This window comes from Mycobacterium asiaticum (genome assembly GCF_001673315.1).
GTDB lineage: Bacteria > Actinomycetota > Actinomycetes > Mycobacteriales > Mycobacteriaceae > Mycobacterium > Mycobacterium asiaticum_B.
Genome location: NZ_LZLQ01000024.1, coordinates 115,082 through 132,159, shown reverse-complemented (window position 1 = coordinate 132,159; position 17,078 = coordinate 115,082). Strand labels below are relative to the sequence as shown.

Here is a 17,078-nt window from a genome sequence, read left to right as displayed (position 1 = left end):
AGGGCGCGGTTATTGCTGAAATCGCGCCCTGAACGCAGAGTCAGCGAGAAAGAAAGGATGCACAAGTGGGATGGGACTTCTCGACTGACCCGCAATGGGCGGCGCAACTGGCTTGGGTGGACGACTTTGTGCGTTCGGAGTGCGAGCCGGTTGATCTGCTCGTCAAGGAATCCCATGACCTGAACGATCCGGTACGGCAGGCGTTGATCCCGCCGCTGCAGCGGATCGTCAAGGAGCGCGGCCTGTGGGCCACCCACCTGGGTCCGCACCTGGGCGGCCCCGGCTACGGGCAGCTGAAACTGGCACTGCTCAACGAGATCCTCGGTCGCTCGGAATGCGCCCCGATTGTGTTCGGTTCCCAGGCACCGGATTCCGGCAACAGCGAGATCCTGGCACAGTACGGCACACCTGAGCTGAAGGAGCGTTACCTCGAGCCACTGCTGGACAACCGGATCGTGTCGTGCTTCTCGATGACCGAGCCGCAGGGCGGTGCCGACCCGAAGGTGTTCACGACGGCGGCGGTGCAGGACGGCGACAGCTGGATCATCAACGGGGAGAAGTGGTTTTCCTCCTTCGCCTCGATGGCGTCGTTCTTGATCGTGATGGCCGTGACCGACCCGGAGGCACCGCCCTACGAACGGCATTCGATGTTCGTGGTACCCGGCGGCACACCGGGCATCAACGTCCTGCGCGACGTGGGGCTGGGTTACCAGCCGTTAGGTGGCGGCGGCCGCGAAGGGTATGTGCGGTACGAAAACGTCCGCGTGCCGGCCGATCACATGCTCGGTCCGCGCGGCGGCGCTTTCGTGGTGGCTCAGACCCGGCTCGGCGGTGGCCGCATCCATCACGCTATGCGTACCGTCGGCCTGGTGCGCCGCATCTTCGACATGCTCTGTGAGCGAGCGGTTTCCCGGCACACCCAGGGCCAGATGCTCGGCGACAAGCAACTCGTCCAGGAGATGATCGCGGATTCCTGGATGGAGATCGAAGCGTTCCGCCTGCTGACCTTGCAGACGGCGTGGAAGATCGACCAGCACAACGACTACCAGGCGGTGCGAGCCGATATCTCGGCGGTGAAGGCGATGATGCAGAAGGTTCTGCATGACGTGTCGGCGCGTGCGCTGCAATTGCACGGCTCGTTGGGCACTACCCACGAGATGCCGTTTGTGCAGCACCTGGTCGAATCGTTTGTGCTCGGGCTGGCGGATGGACCCACCGAGGTGCACAAGACGGTGCTGGCGCGGTTGTTGCTGAAGAAGTACAAGCCGGCCGCCGACCTGTTTCCCTCCGAGCACCTGCTTCGGTTGCGGGATGCCGCGGAACAGAAGTTCGCCAAGCAGCTCGCGGGTATCGCACGATCCTAGGAGAGCAGCTCCCGGGCACGGGAGAGCAAGCGCGGCAGCGTCTTCGACATCGCCTCCAGATCGGCGTCAGGTGCTGAGCGCCGACGGTTGTGCTTGACGATCAGTGACCAGGTCGCCACTGATTTGAAACAGGCCAGCGCCTGGAACCAGTCGAGATCGGGCACCGGAATTCCGACCGCGGCTTGGTAGATTGCGGCCAACTCCTCGGGTGGGGGAGTGCTACCCAGATATGGGGTCGCGCGTTCATAGGTGTGCGGGTCGCAATTGATCAAGAACCATCCGGCGTCGACCCGCGGATCGCCCACCGACCAGATCTCCCAGTCGATCACGCCGGTGATGTGTTCCTCAACGGCGAGTAGATTGCCCAGCCGGAAGTCACCGTGCACCACGGCGGGACCCAGCTGTGCCGGCACCGACGCTGTCAGCGCCGCGCCGACCTCGGGCCAGCCGGGAGCCAACCTGGGATCGACCGTTTCCAGTGCGCGCACCCAGCGCTGCACCTCGGCCCCGGCGGTGATGACCGGCTCAGTTGCCAGGCCGACGGTCGACGGGTGGACCCGGTGCAGCAGTGCCATTGTTTTGGCTGCATTCCGAAAGCGTTCGGCCACAATAGCTTTTTCGTCCACACCGTCGAGGTCGAACAGTGGCTCGAGCGAAGTCCCCTCGACCCAGGACATCACGAACAGCGGGGGCTCTTCGGGCGGATTGCCGGCATCCTCCCACAGCACTACCGGGACCGGCACCGGCGTGCCGGCCAGCGCCCTGATGATGCGGCTCTGGCGCAATACGTCGCGATGCCCCGTCGGTGCGATGCCGGCGGGGGCTACCTTCACCACCACCTGCCTGCCGTCCAGCTGTCCGGTGTAGGTCAGGCTGGAAGCTCCACCGGTGAGTGGACGCAGTCCCTCAATGCGGCTCAAACGGCCAGGCAACCGGTCGAGGGGATCGTTCAGCTCAACCATCCGATCTCACGAAGGAACGGTTGGGTGTGGGCGATGCGGCCGGTCAGGGATTTCGGGTCACCGGTGCACAACTCGAGCGCGGTCTGAGTGATCAACTCAATGTCTTCGGTGTCGGTCTTGGCCAGATCGAGACTGCCCGCGCCCGGGGTCGCAACCGGGTTGGACGGGGCTGCGGCGTTGACGGCGATGCCGTCGTCATACAGTTCTGCGGCAAGGCTTTTGGTCAGCCGGTTCAGCGCGGCCTTGACGGTGCCGTAGATCCCGAAACCTGCGCTCCTGTCGAAGTCGTCGAACGGCGGACCGCCGGGGAGATCCCCGCCGACCGAGGTCACATTCAGCACCCAGCCACGGCCCCGTTCCCGCATCGCGGGAATGGCCAACTGTGTCAGGTGCAACGGCGCCAGCACATGCATCTCGATCATCAAGCGCGCCCGCCGCTCCGGAAACTCGTCCAGGGGCCGCAGGAAGGTGACCGCCGCGTTGTTGACCAAAATGTCTGGCGCGCCGATACTTTCGACGACTTCAGCGAAGAGTCGTTCCCGGTCCTCGGTCTTGGACAGGTCGGCCTGGACCGCGATAGCCGAACCCCCACCGTCGGTGATCTCGGCAAGCGTTTCCCGCAGCGAGCCTCGGTATTTCGGGTCGGGTTCCAGGGTCCGAGCGGTGAGCGCAACGGTGGCTCCCTCACCGGCCAACCGCTGGGCTATAGCCCTGCCGAGGCCCCGGCTGCTGCCGGTGACCAGAGCGGTCAAGCCGGCACACCTCCCGCTCAACGCGTGAAGCCCCACTGCGCTTCGTTCGATTCCGTCTTGAGGTGCTCGGCGGGGTCTTCGTCGTCGTGCAGCTGCGGGTGCGGGACACTCGGCTTGCGTTCACCGACTTCGGCGATGGCGTGCACCGGGCAGTCCAGCAGGGCCCGCATCACCGGGTCGTGGTCTTCGTCGGGCACGTTGCCGTCGCCGATCAGAGACGCATAGCCCCAGTCGTCCAGCGAGAAATATCCCGGCGCATGCTTTGCGCACAATCCGAAGCCGTCGCAAATGGTGCGGTCCAGACGGATCCTCATGGTCACCTCACGGCCTCCTCGCCAATTCCAGGGCTTCGTAAGGGCGCTCGGCATGAAATGCGCCGTGGCCGCAGTCCGCGCAGGCGCCGTCGAGATGGTGGGCGACTTCCGCGGGGAACTGGTCGAGGAGGGTCGCCGCGATATTCGTGGCGGCGTCCAGCGTCCCGCAGGCCCCCCGCCCGCGTAACACCACCGACCAACGGCGCAGCCGGTCGACATCCTCCTGCGACGCGACACAGTCCCGCAGCGCCCCGGCGGCCGCGGCCATCGCCGCGGTGCCGTTGAAGCAGGATCCGCATTGGCCGGCGTTCTCCCGGTCGAAATAGGCCAGTACCGACGCCGCGACCGCGACCGGGCACTCATCGGTGATCAACGATATTGCACCGCAACCCAATCCGCTGCCGATGCCGCGCATCGTCTCGTGGTCCAGTCGGGTATCCAGCACGCTGCGGTTCAGCAGGCCGGCGAAGTACCCGCCGATCAGGACACCTCGCAGTTGCTCGGAGGAAACTCCATGCAGGGCAAGCATTTCGGTGAAGGGCAGCCCATGGGGCAATTCATACAGCACCGGCGGACGGTTGGCTCCGGTGATGGTGGCCAGGAACGTGCCCGGCGACATCACGGTTCCCTGGGCCCGGTATGTCCGGGCGCCGTGACGCTGCAGGTACGGCAGGTTCGCGAGGGTTTCGACATTGCTTATCAGCGTGGGGAACTCACCCACGCCCACTTCGAACGGCCGTGGCGGTTTGTCGGTCGGTTTAGCCGGCCCGCCGTTGATCGCCTGAACCGCGGCGGTCTCCTCACCGGCCACGTATCCGGGTTCGACACTGAAGACCTCGACACTGAGATCGTCCGGTGCAGCTTCGGCTAGCGCGGCCTCGACGCTGCGCGCCGAGTCCGGGTCGGACACATAGACGTACGCGCGCCGGGCAGACACGACTCTGGCGGCCAGCCGTAATCCGTCCAGGACCAGGTGTGGGCGGTGCCGCAGCAACCAGCGGTCCTTCACCGAAGCCGGTTCTCCCTCTTCACCGTTCGCGATGACGACCGCGCCGCCCGCCGTCCGGCCGTTGTCGCGTACTGCGCGCAGCTTCATCCCCAGCGGAAACGCGGCACCGCCGCGACCAACCAGCCCGCCGGCTTCGACCTCGCCCAGCAATTCATCGGGATCGACCAGCGGCAGATACCCGCCGCGCTCGCGATACAGTTCACCGTCCTCGCGATCACCGTCCTGGTTCAACAATCGCGCGTCACACCCCGGCCAGACCGCCGTGCGGAATGCGGCCTCCGTCTTCATGGCAAGACCCGCCGTGGGGATAGGCTTGCCGGCATGCGGACGGCGGTGGTGCGGGTTGATGTGGACCCGACCGGCCAGCTCACTCCAGACCAACTACGCGACGGCATGGCCGCACTCCTGGATCTGACCGGCGCCTCGGACGTCGGCGTGGTGGACATCGAACTCGAGAATCGCCCGCCCGGTCGCCGCGTCGTCGAGCTGCTCATCGCCGGCGGCGGCGTCGGATTTGCCGTCGAATCCGCGAAAGAGAAGTCGATCGAGTTGTGCGCCAAGGCTTTCAATACCGCTCCGGCGGTCGGCGTGGTGACCTTCGTGAGCAGGGGAACGGACGACGACGCGCAGGGTGTGTTGTCTGCGTTCGGGCTCACCGGCGAGATTGTCCGGGAGCCCGGGGACGACGGCTATGACATCGTCTACGTCACGCTGCGGGAGGCTGACCTCGACCGGGTGCCGGAGAGCCGGATCCATACCGCACTCGAAGCGTCGCTCAATTGCGAGGTGCGCATCCGCACGGGGTGACCGCGTTACGAGACCCATCACGAACCCAGAAATTCCAGGATCTTCGGCGCTGCCTGCACCCAGGTGTCGAACATGTTGAAGTGCGACACCCGGCCCGCGGCGCGATCCTCGGATGCCCGCTCCCAGGCGTCCTCGGGCCACGGCGGGTCGATCAGCTTCGATCCCTTGATCAGGCAGTTGACCTCCAGCGAGGTTCGTTTCGGGTGATCCATGTCGTTCTCCCCGCCGCGGATGATCAACGTGGGAACCTTGATGCGGTCGAACATCTCGTCTTCGACACCCGGAATGGTCTGGCCCGGTTTGGACACGAACGCGTTGAGCCAGCGCAGCATCACCTTGAGAAAGTCGTCCTTGTCGAAATCGAGGAATCGCTGCTCGTTGGCCGGGTTCTCGGCAATGCGGTCCCGCCACTCCGAAACCTTGATGACCCCGTCCATTCCGGTGCCCCGAACCGCGAGGATGCTCGGGACGATGTAGAAGGAGCCCAGCACGAAGGTGCCGTAGATGCCGCCGACGATGTTCCACACCACCAGCTTCGTCACCATTTCCGGATAGAGCATGGTGGTGAGCATGGAATCCCTTGCCCCACCGGAGCCGCCGGCCAGGATGCATTGCTGGAAACCTAGCCCGGTGACCAATTTGTGCAGCGTCTCGGCACGCATGTGCGACTCGCTCTGCCCGTAGAACTGGACATCGGAGGCACCGCAATTGGGCCGGTCCCACAGCAGCACCCGATAGCCGCCGTCGGACAGGGCTTCGGCCAGCGGACGCAAGCCGTCTATGTCTTTGCTGAACCGGCCGCCCGGTGTCAGCGCGATGAGATCGCCTGACTCACCCAGGATTTCGTAGACGACGTTGCCGCCGTTGATCTCGATCGAGGACACGGAGTTCTCCTGCCGGCTCATGCCATCACCAACACGTCGTTACCGATAACCCGGACCGGATAGGTGCGGATGCTCCACTCGGGCTTCACCGCGGTGGTTCCGGTCGCCAACTCGAAACCCCATTGGTGCCAGGGGCAGTAGATGTACTCCAGGTCCCGGACCATCACGGCATCCCCGGCGGCGCTCTCGTCGACCACAGTGAATCCTCGGGCGCGCCCCGAGCACAGCGGACCGCCTTGGTGGGGGCAATAATTCGCGATGGCGTAGAAGGTGCCGTTGACGTTGTAGACGCCGACACCATGTCGGCCGATCGGGACCAGTTTGTGGGTGCCCGGAGGGATTTCGTCGACGGTGGCGACGACGTGTTCGCGGCCTTGAGCGAGGCGGGGCTGCTTGACTGCCCCGTGGTCTTCCGTTGCCAATTCAGTGGACCCGAGTCTGGCCCTCGAGGACCGGCACGGTCTCCGGCAGGTGGTAGGTGGCGATGCCGTTCTTGAACATCACCGCGTCCCGCGCGGCTTTGGGCAAGTGCTTGACCAGCCATCGCGGGTCGTCAAAGGTCCAGTGCGGGTAGTCCGAGGAATACAACAGAATCTTCTCGCACTCCATCCACTCGAAGGCGCGGCGCAACTCGGTCTTGTCCTCCGGATAGTCCAGCGGCTGGGTGGTGAACTTGATGTGGTCCTTGACGTACTCTGAGGGCTTCCGCTTGATCTCCACCCAGGACTTGCGGGCTTCGTAGATCGCATCCATGCGCCACATCAGCGGAAGTATCCAAGTGAACGCGTGCTCGACGAACACGATCTTCAAGTTCGGGAAGCGGTCGAAGACACCGTCGAAAACCAGGCTCATCACCTGGTTCGCCGCCAGCAGCGAATAGGTCACCATGAAGTCGTGGTTATAGCTGGGGAAACCCACCGGCGGGATGGGCAGTTCGTCGAACTGGCTGCGGGACAGGTGGCAGCTGACGGCGATGTCGTGCTTGGTGGCCGCCGCCCAGATCGGGTCGTACTTGGGGTGGCCCCACGACGGCCGCGGCTCGGCTTTGATCAGAATCTGCGCCATGTAGGGATGTCCGGCCCAGCGCTCGATCTCCTGCACAGTGGCTTCCGGGTCTTCGATGGCGGCGCAGATCGAACCGCGCCACCGCTGATGCCAGTTGTTGTGGCTGTCCAGCCAATGGTTGGCCTGCCAGTCGTTCAAGGCGACCGACATCGCGTGCTGGGCTTCGGGGATTCGAGCCGGGTAGGCGGCGGGTTCCAGGATCGCGATATCTGAACCGGCCTCCATGATCAGCTGCCGGAACGCCATGTCTGGGTCGCTGCCGGGAAACTCTCCGTCCGGGGGGAAGCTGTCCACGCGCATCGCGTAGGCGTGCGCGTAATCCGGAGCGTCGTAATAGATCTGCTCGCCCACCGTCCGGGTGAGGAAGTACTTGCTGCGCCATGGTTCCGGGATGTACTGGATGATCTCGCCGCGCTTGGGCACCGGGTGGACATCCGAGTCGACACAACGCACGGCGATGCGCTCGGTGGGCGGGACTCGTTCCTGTATGTGGGTCAGTGTCATTTCGACCTCCCTTGTTCTACTGTGCGCCTGAGTCGACGGCGATGTCTATGCCGTACAGCTCAGCCGCGTTTCGCCAGCACAACTTCTCGCGCTGTTCGGCGGACAGTGCACTGGGCAGCTTGGCGATGTCACCACACTGCCAGTGCGGATAGCTGGATCCGAACATCACCATGTCGTCCTTGCCGGTGAAGCTGAACCACTCGCCGGCGAACTCGGCGTCACCGGGGCCGTCGAGGCTGCCCTGCACGAAATACACGTGGCCAGGCAGGTAGTCACTGGGAATGCGCGGCGCCCAGGGTGTCTGTTCCAGGTGGGGCCGCCCGAAGGTGTCCATCCGCCAGATGAACGGCGTCAGAAAGTCCGCGGCGCCGTCTCCCCAGACGAACTTCAAGCCGTCGAAGCGTTCGAAGACGCCCTCGGCGATCATGTTCATCAGGTGATACACGTAGTTCAGCGCCATGAAGCTGACGTACTGCTCGTAGGTGCGGGTATTGCCGTTCGGTGTCGGCGGGTAGGCGATCCCCGAGCCGACTTCGATGTGCGCGGCGACCGGCAGGTTCGCATCGACGGCCGCCTCCCAGAGCGGCCAGAACTGCGGTTTGCCGTAGAGCTCACGGGACTGCAGTGGGACGCCGATCTGTACCACCCGCGGATGTCCGCGCCACTTCTCGATCTCGCGCAGAGCGCCGGTGATGTCGTCGGGGTTCACCCGGATGGTGCCCCGGAACCGGTCGTCTGACTCCAGCCAACGGGACACCATCATCTCGTTGTGGGCGGCATGCAATGCGCTGCCGAGGTGCCGGTCCGGCATGATGCCGCGCGCCATCGGATGCAGCACCGCCACGTCGACCCCGCGATTGGAAAAGAGTTCGTGCGCAACGAATTCCGGATCGGACCCGGGGTACCGAGGGTCAGGGCCTTTGGTGTTCGGGGCGTACTCGCCGCCGGGCGCGCCGTACCAGTCCATCTCGTAGTCGGGGAACCCGCGACTCTTGAACGGCTCGCGGAGAAAGCTACGCAGGTCTTTGTTGGACGGGAAGAAGATGTGCACGCTTGCGTCGATTACCGGCGTGCGCACCCCGTCTGAATGTTCGATCACGAGCGCCACCTTCCGGCCGCGGCAGAGCCATATGATAGATAACCTAACATTCTGCCGGGCCGTCCATCAATGGGTTCCCGGTAAGCATCTCGATTAGTCATCTGTACTGGTAATGGCCGCTTTTCAGGTTTATATGCAAGTGTTGTTCTTGAATCTGGATAATAACATTCTCTGGGGTTCTTGTAACTGTCGCGCCTGTCGGGAGTCGGGGCACGAATCGCCGCGGAGTCCGTCAGGCGTCCGAGATTCCCGTCGATTCCACGACCACCCCGGCAGCATCTTCGAAGGGTCGGATCACCGTTGTGAAGTCGGCGTCGGAGCCCTGGTGCCGGGCCGCAGCGTCCCAGAGCCGCGCGACGGTGTCGGCGATCTCGTGCGGCACGCCCAGCGCCCCGGCTTCCTCGAGGTACAGGTGCACGTCCTTGACCATCAGCTCCGTAGTGAATCCATAGTCGAAGGTGCGCGGCAGGATGGCCCGGGGAAACTTGTCCCGGCTGGCGCTCGTGGCGCCCGAGCCAGCGTTGAGGACCTCGATCATCACCGCCGAGTCCAGGCCGGCCTTGACGCCCATTACGACGACTTCCGCCGTGGCAACCAGCACGTTGGCCGCCAGCATGTTGTTCGCGAGCTTCATGGTCTGTGCCGAGCCGGGTTTCTCACCCACGAAGAGCGGCCTGCCCAGCGACCCGAGCACGGTTTCGACGATGTCGAATTCGGTGCGCGGGCCAGACACCATCACCGCGAGGGCACCTCGTTCGGCGCCGCGGACCCCGCCGCTGACCGGGCTGTCCAGAGCCGCGATATTGCGTTCGGCCAGTCGGTCATGGATCTGCGTCGCGGTCGCCGCGCCCACGGTGGACAGATCGATGTATCGCTGGACCTGCGAACCTTCGATCACCCCGGTGTGACCCATCGCCACCTCGAGCGACACGGCTGGCGTCGGCAGACTCGCCAGCACCGTGTCGGCGCGGTCGGCAACCTCTTTCGGGGAAGATGCGGAACGCGCCCCGAGCGCGACCACACGTTCTACAGCGGGTTGGTAGGTATCGAACACGACGACCTGATGTCCCGCCTGGACAAGCCGACGGGCCATCGGCGAACCCATGCGTCCCAGTCCGATGAAACCGATCCGCACAGCTAGTCCCTGTCTAGTCTCTGTCGAGTTCGGCGAAGATTTCGCCCGCGGTGCGGAAACTGTCGACCGCGGCCGGTACGCCGGCGTAGATCGCGACCTGCAGGAAAATCTCGCGGATCTCCTCGCGCGTGACGCCGTTGGTCAGCGCCGCCTTGAGGTGGGTGCGCAATTCATGGGGCCGGTTGAGCACCGACGTCATTGCCAGATTCAAAATGCTGCGGGTCTTACGGCTCAGCCCGTCGCGCCCCCACACCGCGCCCCAGCAGTACTCGGTAACGAGGTCCTGCAATGGCCCGGTGAATTCGTCCGCTTCGGCGATGGCTTTGTCGACATAGTCCTTGCCCAGCACTTCGGAGCGGATTTGTCTGCCTCGCTGGTACGTCTCGCTGTCCAATCCGGTTCTCCTTCGCGACTGACCACTAGCCAGCAGCTTAGGGCGGTGATGGGGTCCGCAGGGAGCTGGATGCCGACGAATTGATGTCAGTTCCACCGAGTTGACGCTACGTACCCGTTCGACGGTGTGTTGTGTGCGTGGAGTCAGTGTCGGCGCAGGACGCGGGTGGCGGCGGACAAACGGGGTCGAGCCTGCAAACGGCGCACGCTGTGGGGCAATGAGATTGGCGTCGCTAGTTGCAGACCGAGGTGACGATCCAGCCGCCACCCAGCTCGGACACGGCGTGTGCCTCGGCCGCGGTGCGGGACATGCCGACGCCACCGTGGTAACTCGCGCCATCGTGGGCGACCGCCCCGCAGTGGGTGAAGGTGCTGACGACCGTGCAGCTGTCCGTCCCGCAGCGCTCCAGCGCTTCTTGCTGCGCTCCCAGCTTCGACTTGTGGCGCCGCGCCACGCCCGACGACCCGTCGGGGCTATAGGCGAACGCGCCGTAGTGCTTGAGCAACGGCGGCAGATTCGTGGGCGCGTCGGACGGAAAAGTGGTTCCTGCCGCTGGCGTCGGAGCCTGATGGGTGCGGGCGCTCGCCGGATGAACCACCGTGAACGCCATTGCGCAGGCGGCTAACAGACTTGCCAAGGTAAGCGCGACGCGACGTCGTTGTCGTGTCGTCATAGCGGGAACCCTTTCTCGAAGCAGGTACGTGTGAGCACATGTTTACAGCGACGAAACATGTACGCCCTACGATACCAGCTCACCCCGATATTTCGACTGGGGTTTTTTCGCTGGCGCAATCCGAAATCAGAATGAACTTCGGAGCGCCGCAACGGTATTCAGCTCTTCCAGAGCGGCAATGCCGCGCCGGAGGCCTTCCATGGCGATGCCTTCGAGTTGCATTCCACCCATCCCGGCGGTGATCAGCGAGGCGACATATGCATACAACGCGCCCTGGCGGTAGCGCAGCCACAAGTCGTCACCGTCGAGGTCGGGCCCGCCGGCGGCGACCAATGCCCGCCGATAGGTGTCGAGCAGGTCGCGTTCGGCGGAGCCGCGGTCTTCTGGGGTCAGACTGGTGATCAGCGTGTACGCCAGTTCGCGCGAGGGGTGGCCGCGGCGCACCGCCTGCCAGTCCAGCAGGCCTGGTCTGCCGTCCCGGAAGTAGACGTTGCCTGGATGTGCGTCACCGTGCATCACCGTGTGCGGGGGAGTGTCGATCAGCGCGGCTAACTCGCGATAGTTGTCGGCGATGAAGCGCCCTTGCCGGTCTGGGGTGTCCGCCGGGACGTCGGTGCGCTGGGCAAGACGCTTGACCGAGGCGTTCATCAGCCTGCCGGTCAGCATGGAAGTGACGTCGGCCGAGGGGGTGTAGAGCCAACCAGGCGGACGTTCCCAGAAGGCGGCGTGCAGCTTGGCCAGCAATTCGACCACCAAACTGGCCCGGTCGACGGACAGCGGGTGCAGGGTGTCCGGAAATTCGCACGCGGCAGCGGGGAGTGCTTCCAGGACCAGCAGGTAACGCCCGGTGTGAGGGCTGAACGCGGCACCGTACGAGCGGGGGAGCCCGGTGAGTTCGGGAGCCAGCTCGCGGTAGAAGCGAACCTCGGTGCTCCCGAGCCGGCCGAGTTCCCCCATCAGTCGGGTCGCGGCGGTCTGGGCCGCCAGCTTGACGAACACGGTGTCGGGGACCCCGTCGCCGGCCAGGCTCAAGCGGGCCCGCGCGGATGTTCCGGCGTCACTGTCCAGTACACGGACCGCGGTCACGGTGCTGCCCATGACTTTCGAGAGGACGGACGTGTCGAGTTCGCCGACGGTACGCGGAAGGCGCTCGCGGCCTCCGGCCAGCGCGTCGGCGGCCATCCGGCCGAACCCTCGGCCCAGGTGTGCGGTCAGTTTAGCCAGCGAAAGTGCTTGTGAGCTAGCCCATTCCATCGCCGCGCGCGCTTATCCGACCGACTGGCCGGTGAAGAACTGCGCGGCCCGGCGGATGGACTCTTCGACGGGTTCGGGTTTCCAGCCCAGTTCGCGTTCGGCCTTGCTGTGGTCCAACGGCGACATCAGCTCGGCCATCCGGGCACCGACATAGGCCATCGGCAGGTCGCGGTTGAGCAGGCGGGCCGCGACGTCGTTGGTGCGCGAGACGGCGTACAGCACGCTCATCGGAATCGGGATGCTCGGGAAACGTGGTGGGCGCCGTCCAGCGGCGCGTGCTGCGATCTCGTGCAGCTCTTTGGTGCTCATGTAGCGGTCGGAGATGATGTAGCGCTGGCCGTCGCGACCGTGGTCGGCAGCCAGAAGCATTGCGCGGGCGGCGTCTTCGATGCCCACGACCTCCGAGGAGAAGTTCATATAGAACGGGAACCGTCCGTTTGCGACGCGAGCCAGCAATCCGCCGTGGGGCGTCGGTGCCCAATCGCGCGGTCCGTACGTGGTCGAGACGCATAGGGCGACCGCCGGAAGCCCGTGGTCTCGTGCGTACTGCAGGACCAGGTTCTCGGCGGCGACGCGGGATTCGATGTAGGGGCCACCGTCGTTCCAGTTGTGCGGATCCTCCTCGGTGACCGGGCGGTGCTGGTTGATCGCCAATGTGCCTGTGCTGCTCGTGAATACGAACTTTCGCAGCGGTGCCTCAAGTGCCACGTCCAGGACATGTCGCAGGCCCTCGACGTTGGTGCGGAACAGCGGTGCCGGGTCGCGCAGCCACATCCGGGCGTCGACCACGCAGTAGTAGACAACATCGCAGCCGGACATGGCTGCCGCCAGCGCCGCATCGTCAAAGATGTCACCGTAATGACGTTCGACTGGCAGATCGTCGAATCCTTTTGTCGCACTGGTCTTTCGGATCATCACCCGGACATCTTCACCGGCTGCCACGAGTTGGCGGGTCACGTGAGAGCCCAAAAAGCCGCTGGCGCCGATTACTAGTTTCTTCATGCTTGGGCCGCCTCCGCGAGCATGCCGGACCCGTATTTTCCGGACAGGAATGTCCAGGGGTCGGCGTAGGGACCGCGGTGTTCGGCGCGGCGCTGCAGGGCCAGCAGCACGCGCAGCGCCGGGCGGACTATCGGCCCGGCCGCGCGCAGCAGAATCCGGGGCCGACCCATCGATTCGCCGACCCAGCTCACCGTCTGGGACCAATCGTGTGCTTGATAGTCCAGCAGCGCTTGCGATTCGGTGGTGTCGAACCAGCCGGTGAAGCTCCAGCCGCGGTCGTCGTCGGGATCGCCGGGCAGCCCGATCGAAGGGCCGAGACGGCCGAGACCGACAGCGGCCATCATGTCGTCCTGCAGGTCGCTCATCAGGTGGACGTTGGTCTCATTGCCGGCGATCACCAGGACCTTTCCTTCGATGCGGTCGCGACGGTCCACGGCATTGGCGAAGGCGAGCGCGACATCCCGGGCGTCGATGGCGTGCATCCGGTTGTCGACCGGAGTGGCGCGCACCAGCTTCAGGTAGTCGGCGTCGAAGTTCGCTGCGCCGTCCGGCGAGACGATCGCGGCCAGCCGCAGTAAGGCATACGGCAATCCGCTTTCGCGGATGACAGCCTCGGCCAGTGCCTTGTCCTCGCCGTACTGATCGATCGGATTGACCGGCGTGTCACCGGTGATCCGTTCCGGGTGACGGTACGGGTTGCGAGATCCGTAAACCGCAGCGCTGGAAGCGAAGACAAACAACGGCGGGTCACTGAGCGCCTGTGCCGCGGCGACCAGGTGGCCGGTGCCGTCCACGTTGACTCTGCGCGCGAAGGACGGGTTCCGGTACGAGGGCGGGGACACGAGGGCGGCCAGGTGGACGATAGCGGTCGGCCGATGGCGGGCCATGACGGCGGCGACCGCGTCGGCGTCCAACAGGTCGGTGTATTCGGGGATGAGGGTGCCCGGATGGGAGGCTGCGGCTAGGGCGGCGGCTCGGTCCGCGGAGGATTTGCCGGGCAAATCCATGGCGACCACGGTATGGGCGCGGCTGAGCAGGATCTCCGCGCACAGGTTGCCCACCTGCCCGAAGGCACCGGTGACCAGGATGGTGTTCACCGGCCGAGCCTGCGCGCCAGGGCGGATCCTGCGTCCCGCAGTCGAGGTGAGATTCGCACGGAGAACAGCGAATTGAATACGTCCTCACGCAACCGGGTCAACGTTGAGGTCTTGATCAACCATCGCCCGTCGACCTTCTCGTAGGTCTCGTGGTAGTGCCCCCGCCCGTCGAGGTTGACGCCCGGACCCAGGCGGACGACGTCATGCAACGCCCAGACTCCGCTCGCGGTGGTATCCGAAGTGAGGGTGATCTCCGGGGCATGCACCTGATGGGCCGTGGGCTGCGACGCCTTGCCCAGCGCGCCGCGCACATACGACACGAAGTCGTCCGCGCCTTGAATCACCTTGCCGCCGGAGGCTGAGGTGTCGCTGACGAAGTCATCGGCGAAGAGCCCCCGCCAGTCCTCCCAGCGTTTGGCGTCCAAGTAGCGGCAGTAGCGGGCCTTCAGTTGCTTGATCTCCTCGATCTCCCACAGCGCTGCTGCGGTATCCAGCATCACGACCCCTTCGGTATAAGTCATAGCCGGTTTTGAGATTACAACTTCCGTCAAAGAGAATGTTATTCTCGCCAGATATTCTTGAACGGGAGGCGGCCCCGCATGATTTTGGAGTTCGACGCTGATCAGCGGCTGTGGCAGGACACGGTGCGCGATGTCGTCACCAAACAGTGCCCACCTTCCCTGGTGCGCGGCGTGGCCGAAGAAGGTGTCGATACCGAGCCGCTGTGGAAGCTGTACGTGGAGCTCGGTTGGACCGAGCTGAACGGCCCGGCCAGTGCGGTGGAATTGGCGATAGTGCTCGAGCAACTGGGCCACGCCACCGACCCCACACCGTTCCTGGCGACGATGAGCCAATTCGCGCCGCTGGCCGGTGAACGGTTCGACCCGAATCAGTCCGGCACGGCGGCGTACAGCGGTGTCTCCGCGCGCCGCGATGCCGACGGCTGGGTTCTCGACGGCACCGCCCGGCACGTGCTCGACGGCGATCGTGCCGACCGCGTCGCGGTGGTGACCGAGGCCGGCGTCTTCCTCACCGATACCGCACAGCTGGCCGTGCGGCGGGAATCGGTATTCGATCCGGTGTTGCATGTGGCTGACGTCTCTTTCCGGGAGGTTCGGGTGCCCGAAAGTGACCGCCTCGCCGTCGATCCCGAACGCGCGCGTCATATCGCGCTGACCGGCATGGCGGTAACGATGGTCGGCGCTTGCCAGCGCATCCTGGACCTGGCACTCGAACATGTCCGCAGCCGTCACCAGTTCGGCGTGCCGATCGGCTCCTTCCAGGCCGTCCAGCACAAGGCCGCCGACATGCACGTCGCAGTACAGCGCGCGCGGGCGCTGGCATACTTCGCCGCCCTGACCATCTCGGCCGACGATCCGCGTCGCCGGCTGGCCGCCGCGATGGCCAAAGCGTCGGCGGGCGAATGCCAGTCGCTGGTGTTCCGGCACGGTTTACAGCTGCACGGAGCAATGGGCTTCACCTGGGAGAACGACCTGCAGTTCGCGCTGAAACGCGCCAAGGCGGGCGAGCTGATGCTGGGCGGCGCTGCAGAACACCGGGCCCAGATCGCCGAGGAGTACCGTGCAGCTGACTTTTGATTCCGACGTCGAGGAATTCCGCGCGGCGTTCGCGGCCTTCCTCGACGAAAACCTGCCGCCCGCAGACGAACTGCAAGAGCGGCCGCGTTCGGTGTCGCACATGCCGCAGTGGGCCCGTCGTTGGCAGCGGCTGTTGTTCGACAACGGCTGGCTACTGCCCAGTCAGCCACCGGAATTCGGCGGCCGCAATGCCACCGTGCTGCAGCAGTTCGTCTACCTCGCCGAGCTCGGTCGTCGGCGCATTTATCACAGCTTCAATCCGCAGGGCGTGAATATTGTTGCGGCATCGCTGTTGTCGTTCGGCACTGACGAACAGAAGCACCGGTGGGCGGTCCCGATCTTGCGCGCCGAGATCACCGCTTCGCTGGGCATGAGCGAGCCGAGCGCGGGTTCTGACCTGGCGTCGTTGCGTACCCGCGCGGTGCTTGAAGGCGATCACTTCGTGGTCAACGGGCAGAAGGTGTGGACCTCGGGCGCGCACGACGCCGACGTCTTGCTCACATTCGTGCGTACCGATCCCGACGCCCCCAAGCACAAGGGCATCAGCGTCCTGGTGATCCCGACCGATACCGAAGGAGTTGTGCGCCGGCCGTTTCCGTCCATCTGCTCGGCCGACGACTTGGACTTCAACGAAGTGTTCTTCACCGATGTAAGGGTGCCGGCGGAGAACCTGGTCGGCGACCTGAACCAGGGCTGGCGGGTGGCCAACGGATCCCTCGGCCACGAGCGCACCATGATGTGGCTCGGCTTCGCCGACCGGCTGGACAACGTCATCGCCGACTACCGCCCGGCCAGTGAGTTAGACCGCGATCGCTACGCGACCACCGTCATGGACAAACAGGCGTTGCGCCTGCTGGGTTCGGTGGCTCTGGCCCGGGCGGCGCGCGGCGAGGATGACGTGGCCGCCATCTCGGTGCTCAAGCTGCTGGGTTCCGAGGCGGAACTGCGCGCCTTCGAACATGCGCTGGAGTCCGCCGGTGGCAACGGGCTGATCAGTCCTGCCCTGACCGGGCCGTACGAACCGATGAACCTCGACCACTACTACTCGAGCTGGTTCGAACGTTATGCGCGAAGCTTTTCCGGCACCATCGCCGGTGGCACGTCGGAAATTCAGCGCAACATCATCGCCCAGAGAGTGCTCGGCCTGCCGCGAAGCTGAGTTTCG

18 protein-coding genes and 1 pseudogene are annotated in these 17,078 nt (G+C 65.0%); 4 read left to right on the top strand and 15 right to left on the bottom strand.

Going from position 1 to position 17,078, the window contains the following annotated elements; all coding sequences use genetic code 11:
* Nucleotides 1–65: 65 nt before the first annotated feature.
* Complete coding sequence (locus A5636_RS04390; protein ID WP_065157463.1) at nt 66–1,364, top strand: acyl-CoA dehydrogenase family protein; 1,299 nt, start codon at nt 66–68, stop codon at nt 1,362–1,364.
* On the opposite strand, the gene A5636_RS04385 is transcribed toward A5636_RS04390, so the two are convergent.
* From A5636_RS04385 to A5636_RS04370, 4 genes are read right to left on the bottom strand one after another with little or no spacing between them, the layout of a single operon-like run.
* Nucleotides 1,361–2,326: a phosphotransferase family protein gene (locus tag A5636_RS04385; protein WP_065157462.1), complete on the bottom strand. Its 966-nt coding sequence runs from the start codon at nt 2,324–2,326 to the stop codon at nt 1,361–1,363. The two genes, A5636_RS04390 and A5636_RS04385, sit on opposite strands and share 4 nt — an antisense overlap.
* Nucleotides 2,314–3,099, bottom strand: coding sequence for an SDR family NAD(P)-dependent oxidoreductase (locus tag A5636_RS04380; RefSeq protein WP_065157554.1), 786 nt, complete (start codon nt 3,097–3,099; stop codon nt 2,314–2,316). Before A5636_RS04380 ends, A5636_RS04385 begins: the two co-directional genes overlap by 13 nt.
* Nucleotides 3,096–3,392 carry a ferredoxin gene (locus A5636_RS04375; RefSeq protein ID WP_065157553.1) on the bottom strand — a complete coding sequence of 99 codons (297 nt, stop codon included), beginning with the start codon at nt 3,390–3,392 and terminating at the stop codon, nt 3,096–3,098. Before A5636_RS04375 ends, A5636_RS04380 begins: the two co-directional genes overlap by 4 nt.
* 7 nt (nt 3,393–3,399) lie before the next feature.
* Nucleotides 3,400–4,689, bottom strand: coding sequence for an NADH-ubiquinone oxidoreductase-F iron-sulfur binding region domain-containing protein (locus A5636_RS04370; RefSeq protein WP_065157461.1), 1,290 nt, complete (start codon nt 4,687–4,689; stop codon nt 3,400–3,402).
* 33 nt (nt 4,690–4,722) lie between these two features.
* Between A5636_RS04370 and A5636_RS04365 the strand changes: the two genes are divergently transcribed.
* On the top strand, nt 4,723–5,208 hold the full coding sequence (locus A5636_RS04365; protein WP_065157460.1) for a hypothetical protein: 486 nt from the start codon (nt 4,723–4,725) through the stop codon (nt 5,206–5,208).
* Between the two features lie 17 nt (nt 5,209–5,225).
* On the opposite strand, the gene A5636_RS04360 is transcribed toward A5636_RS04365, so the two are convergent.
* The 11 genes and pseudogenes from A5636_RS04360 to A5636_RS04310 form a co-directional block, all read right to left on the bottom strand.
* Nucleotides 5,226–6,092: an alpha/beta fold hydrolase gene (locus tag A5636_RS04360; RefSeq protein ID WP_065157552.1), complete on the bottom strand. Its 867-nt coding sequence runs from the start codon at nt 6,090–6,092 to the stop codon at nt 5,226–5,228.
* Between the two features lie 17 nt (nt 6,093–6,109).
* A complete protein-coding gene (locus tag A5636_RS04355) occupies nt 6,110–6,514 on the bottom strand; it encodes a Rieske (2Fe-2S) protein (RefSeq protein ID WP_065157459.1) in 405 nt (134 codons plus the stop codon).
* 1 nt (nt 6,515) lies between these two features.
* On the bottom strand, nt 6,516–7,661 hold the full coding sequence (locus tag A5636_RS04350) for an amidohydrolase family protein (protein ID WP_065157458.1): 1,146 nt from the start codon (nt 7,659–7,661) through the stop codon (nt 6,516–6,518).
* Between the two features lie 16 nt (nt 7,662–7,677).
* Nucleotides 7,678–8,760: an amidohydrolase family protein gene (locus A5636_RS04345; RefSeq protein WP_065157551.1), complete on the bottom strand. Its 1,083-nt coding sequence runs from the start codon at nt 8,758–8,760 to the stop codon at nt 7,678–7,680.
* A gap of 232 nt (nt 8,761–8,992) precedes the next feature.
* Nucleotides 8,993–9,901: pseudogene (locus tag A5636_RS04340) on the bottom strand (NAD(P)-dependent oxidoreductase); the annotation flags it as partial.
* A 7-nt stretch (nt 9,902–9,908) separates the two neighbouring features.
* Nucleotides 9,909–10,289 (bottom strand): carboxymuconolactone decarboxylase family protein, encoded by a 381-nt coding sequence (locus A5636_RS04335; RefSeq protein ID WP_065157456.1) that lies wholly within the window; start codon nt 10,287–10,289, stop codon nt 9,909–9,911.
* Between the two features lie 232 nt (nt 10,290–10,521).
* Nucleotides 10,522–10,962: a DUF4189 domain-containing protein gene (locus tag A5636_RS04330; RefSeq protein ID WP_065157455.1), complete on the bottom strand. Its 441-nt coding sequence runs from the start codon at nt 10,960–10,962 to the stop codon at nt 10,522–10,524.
* 126 nt (nt 10,963–11,088) lie between these two features.
* Complete coding sequence (locus tag A5636_RS04325) at nt 11,089–12,216, bottom strand: phosphotransferase (RefSeq protein WP_065157454.1); 1,128 nt, start codon at nt 12,214–12,216, stop codon at nt 11,089–11,091.
* Between the two features lie 12 nt (nt 12,217–12,228).
* On the bottom strand, nt 12,229–13,218 hold the full coding sequence (locus A5636_RS04320; RefSeq protein WP_065157453.1) for an NAD-dependent epimerase/dehydratase family protein: 990 nt from the start codon (nt 13,216–13,218) through the stop codon (nt 12,229–12,231).
* Nucleotides 13,215–14,315 carry an NAD-dependent epimerase/dehydratase family protein gene (locus tag A5636_RS04315; protein ID WP_065157452.1) on the bottom strand — a complete coding sequence of 367 codons (1,101 nt, stop codon included), beginning with the start codon at nt 14,313–14,315 and terminating at the stop codon, nt 13,215–13,217. Before A5636_RS04315 ends, A5636_RS04320 begins: the two co-directional genes overlap by 4 nt.
* Entirely contained in the window at nt 14,312–14,812 is a 501-nt protein-coding gene (locus A5636_RS04310) for a nuclear transport factor 2 family protein (protein ID WP_065157550.1), read from the bottom strand. The genes A5636_RS04315 and A5636_RS04310 overlap by 4 nt, the downstream gene beginning before the upstream one ends.
* Before the next feature lie 102 nt (nt 14,813–14,914).
* Between A5636_RS04310 and A5636_RS04305 the strand changes: the two genes are divergently transcribed.
* Nucleotides 14,915–15,913: an acyl-CoA dehydrogenase family protein gene (locus tag A5636_RS04305; RefSeq protein WP_065157451.1), complete on the top strand. Its 999-nt coding sequence runs from the start codon at nt 14,915–14,917 to the stop codon at nt 15,911–15,913.
* On the top strand, nt 15,897–17,072 hold the full coding sequence (locus A5636_RS04300; RefSeq protein ID WP_065157450.1) for an acyl-CoA dehydrogenase family protein: 1,176 nt from the start codon (nt 15,897–15,899) through the stop codon (nt 17,070–17,072). Before A5636_RS04305 ends, A5636_RS04300 begins: the two co-directional genes overlap by 17 nt.
* Nucleotides 17,073–17,078: the final 6 nt, after the last annotated feature.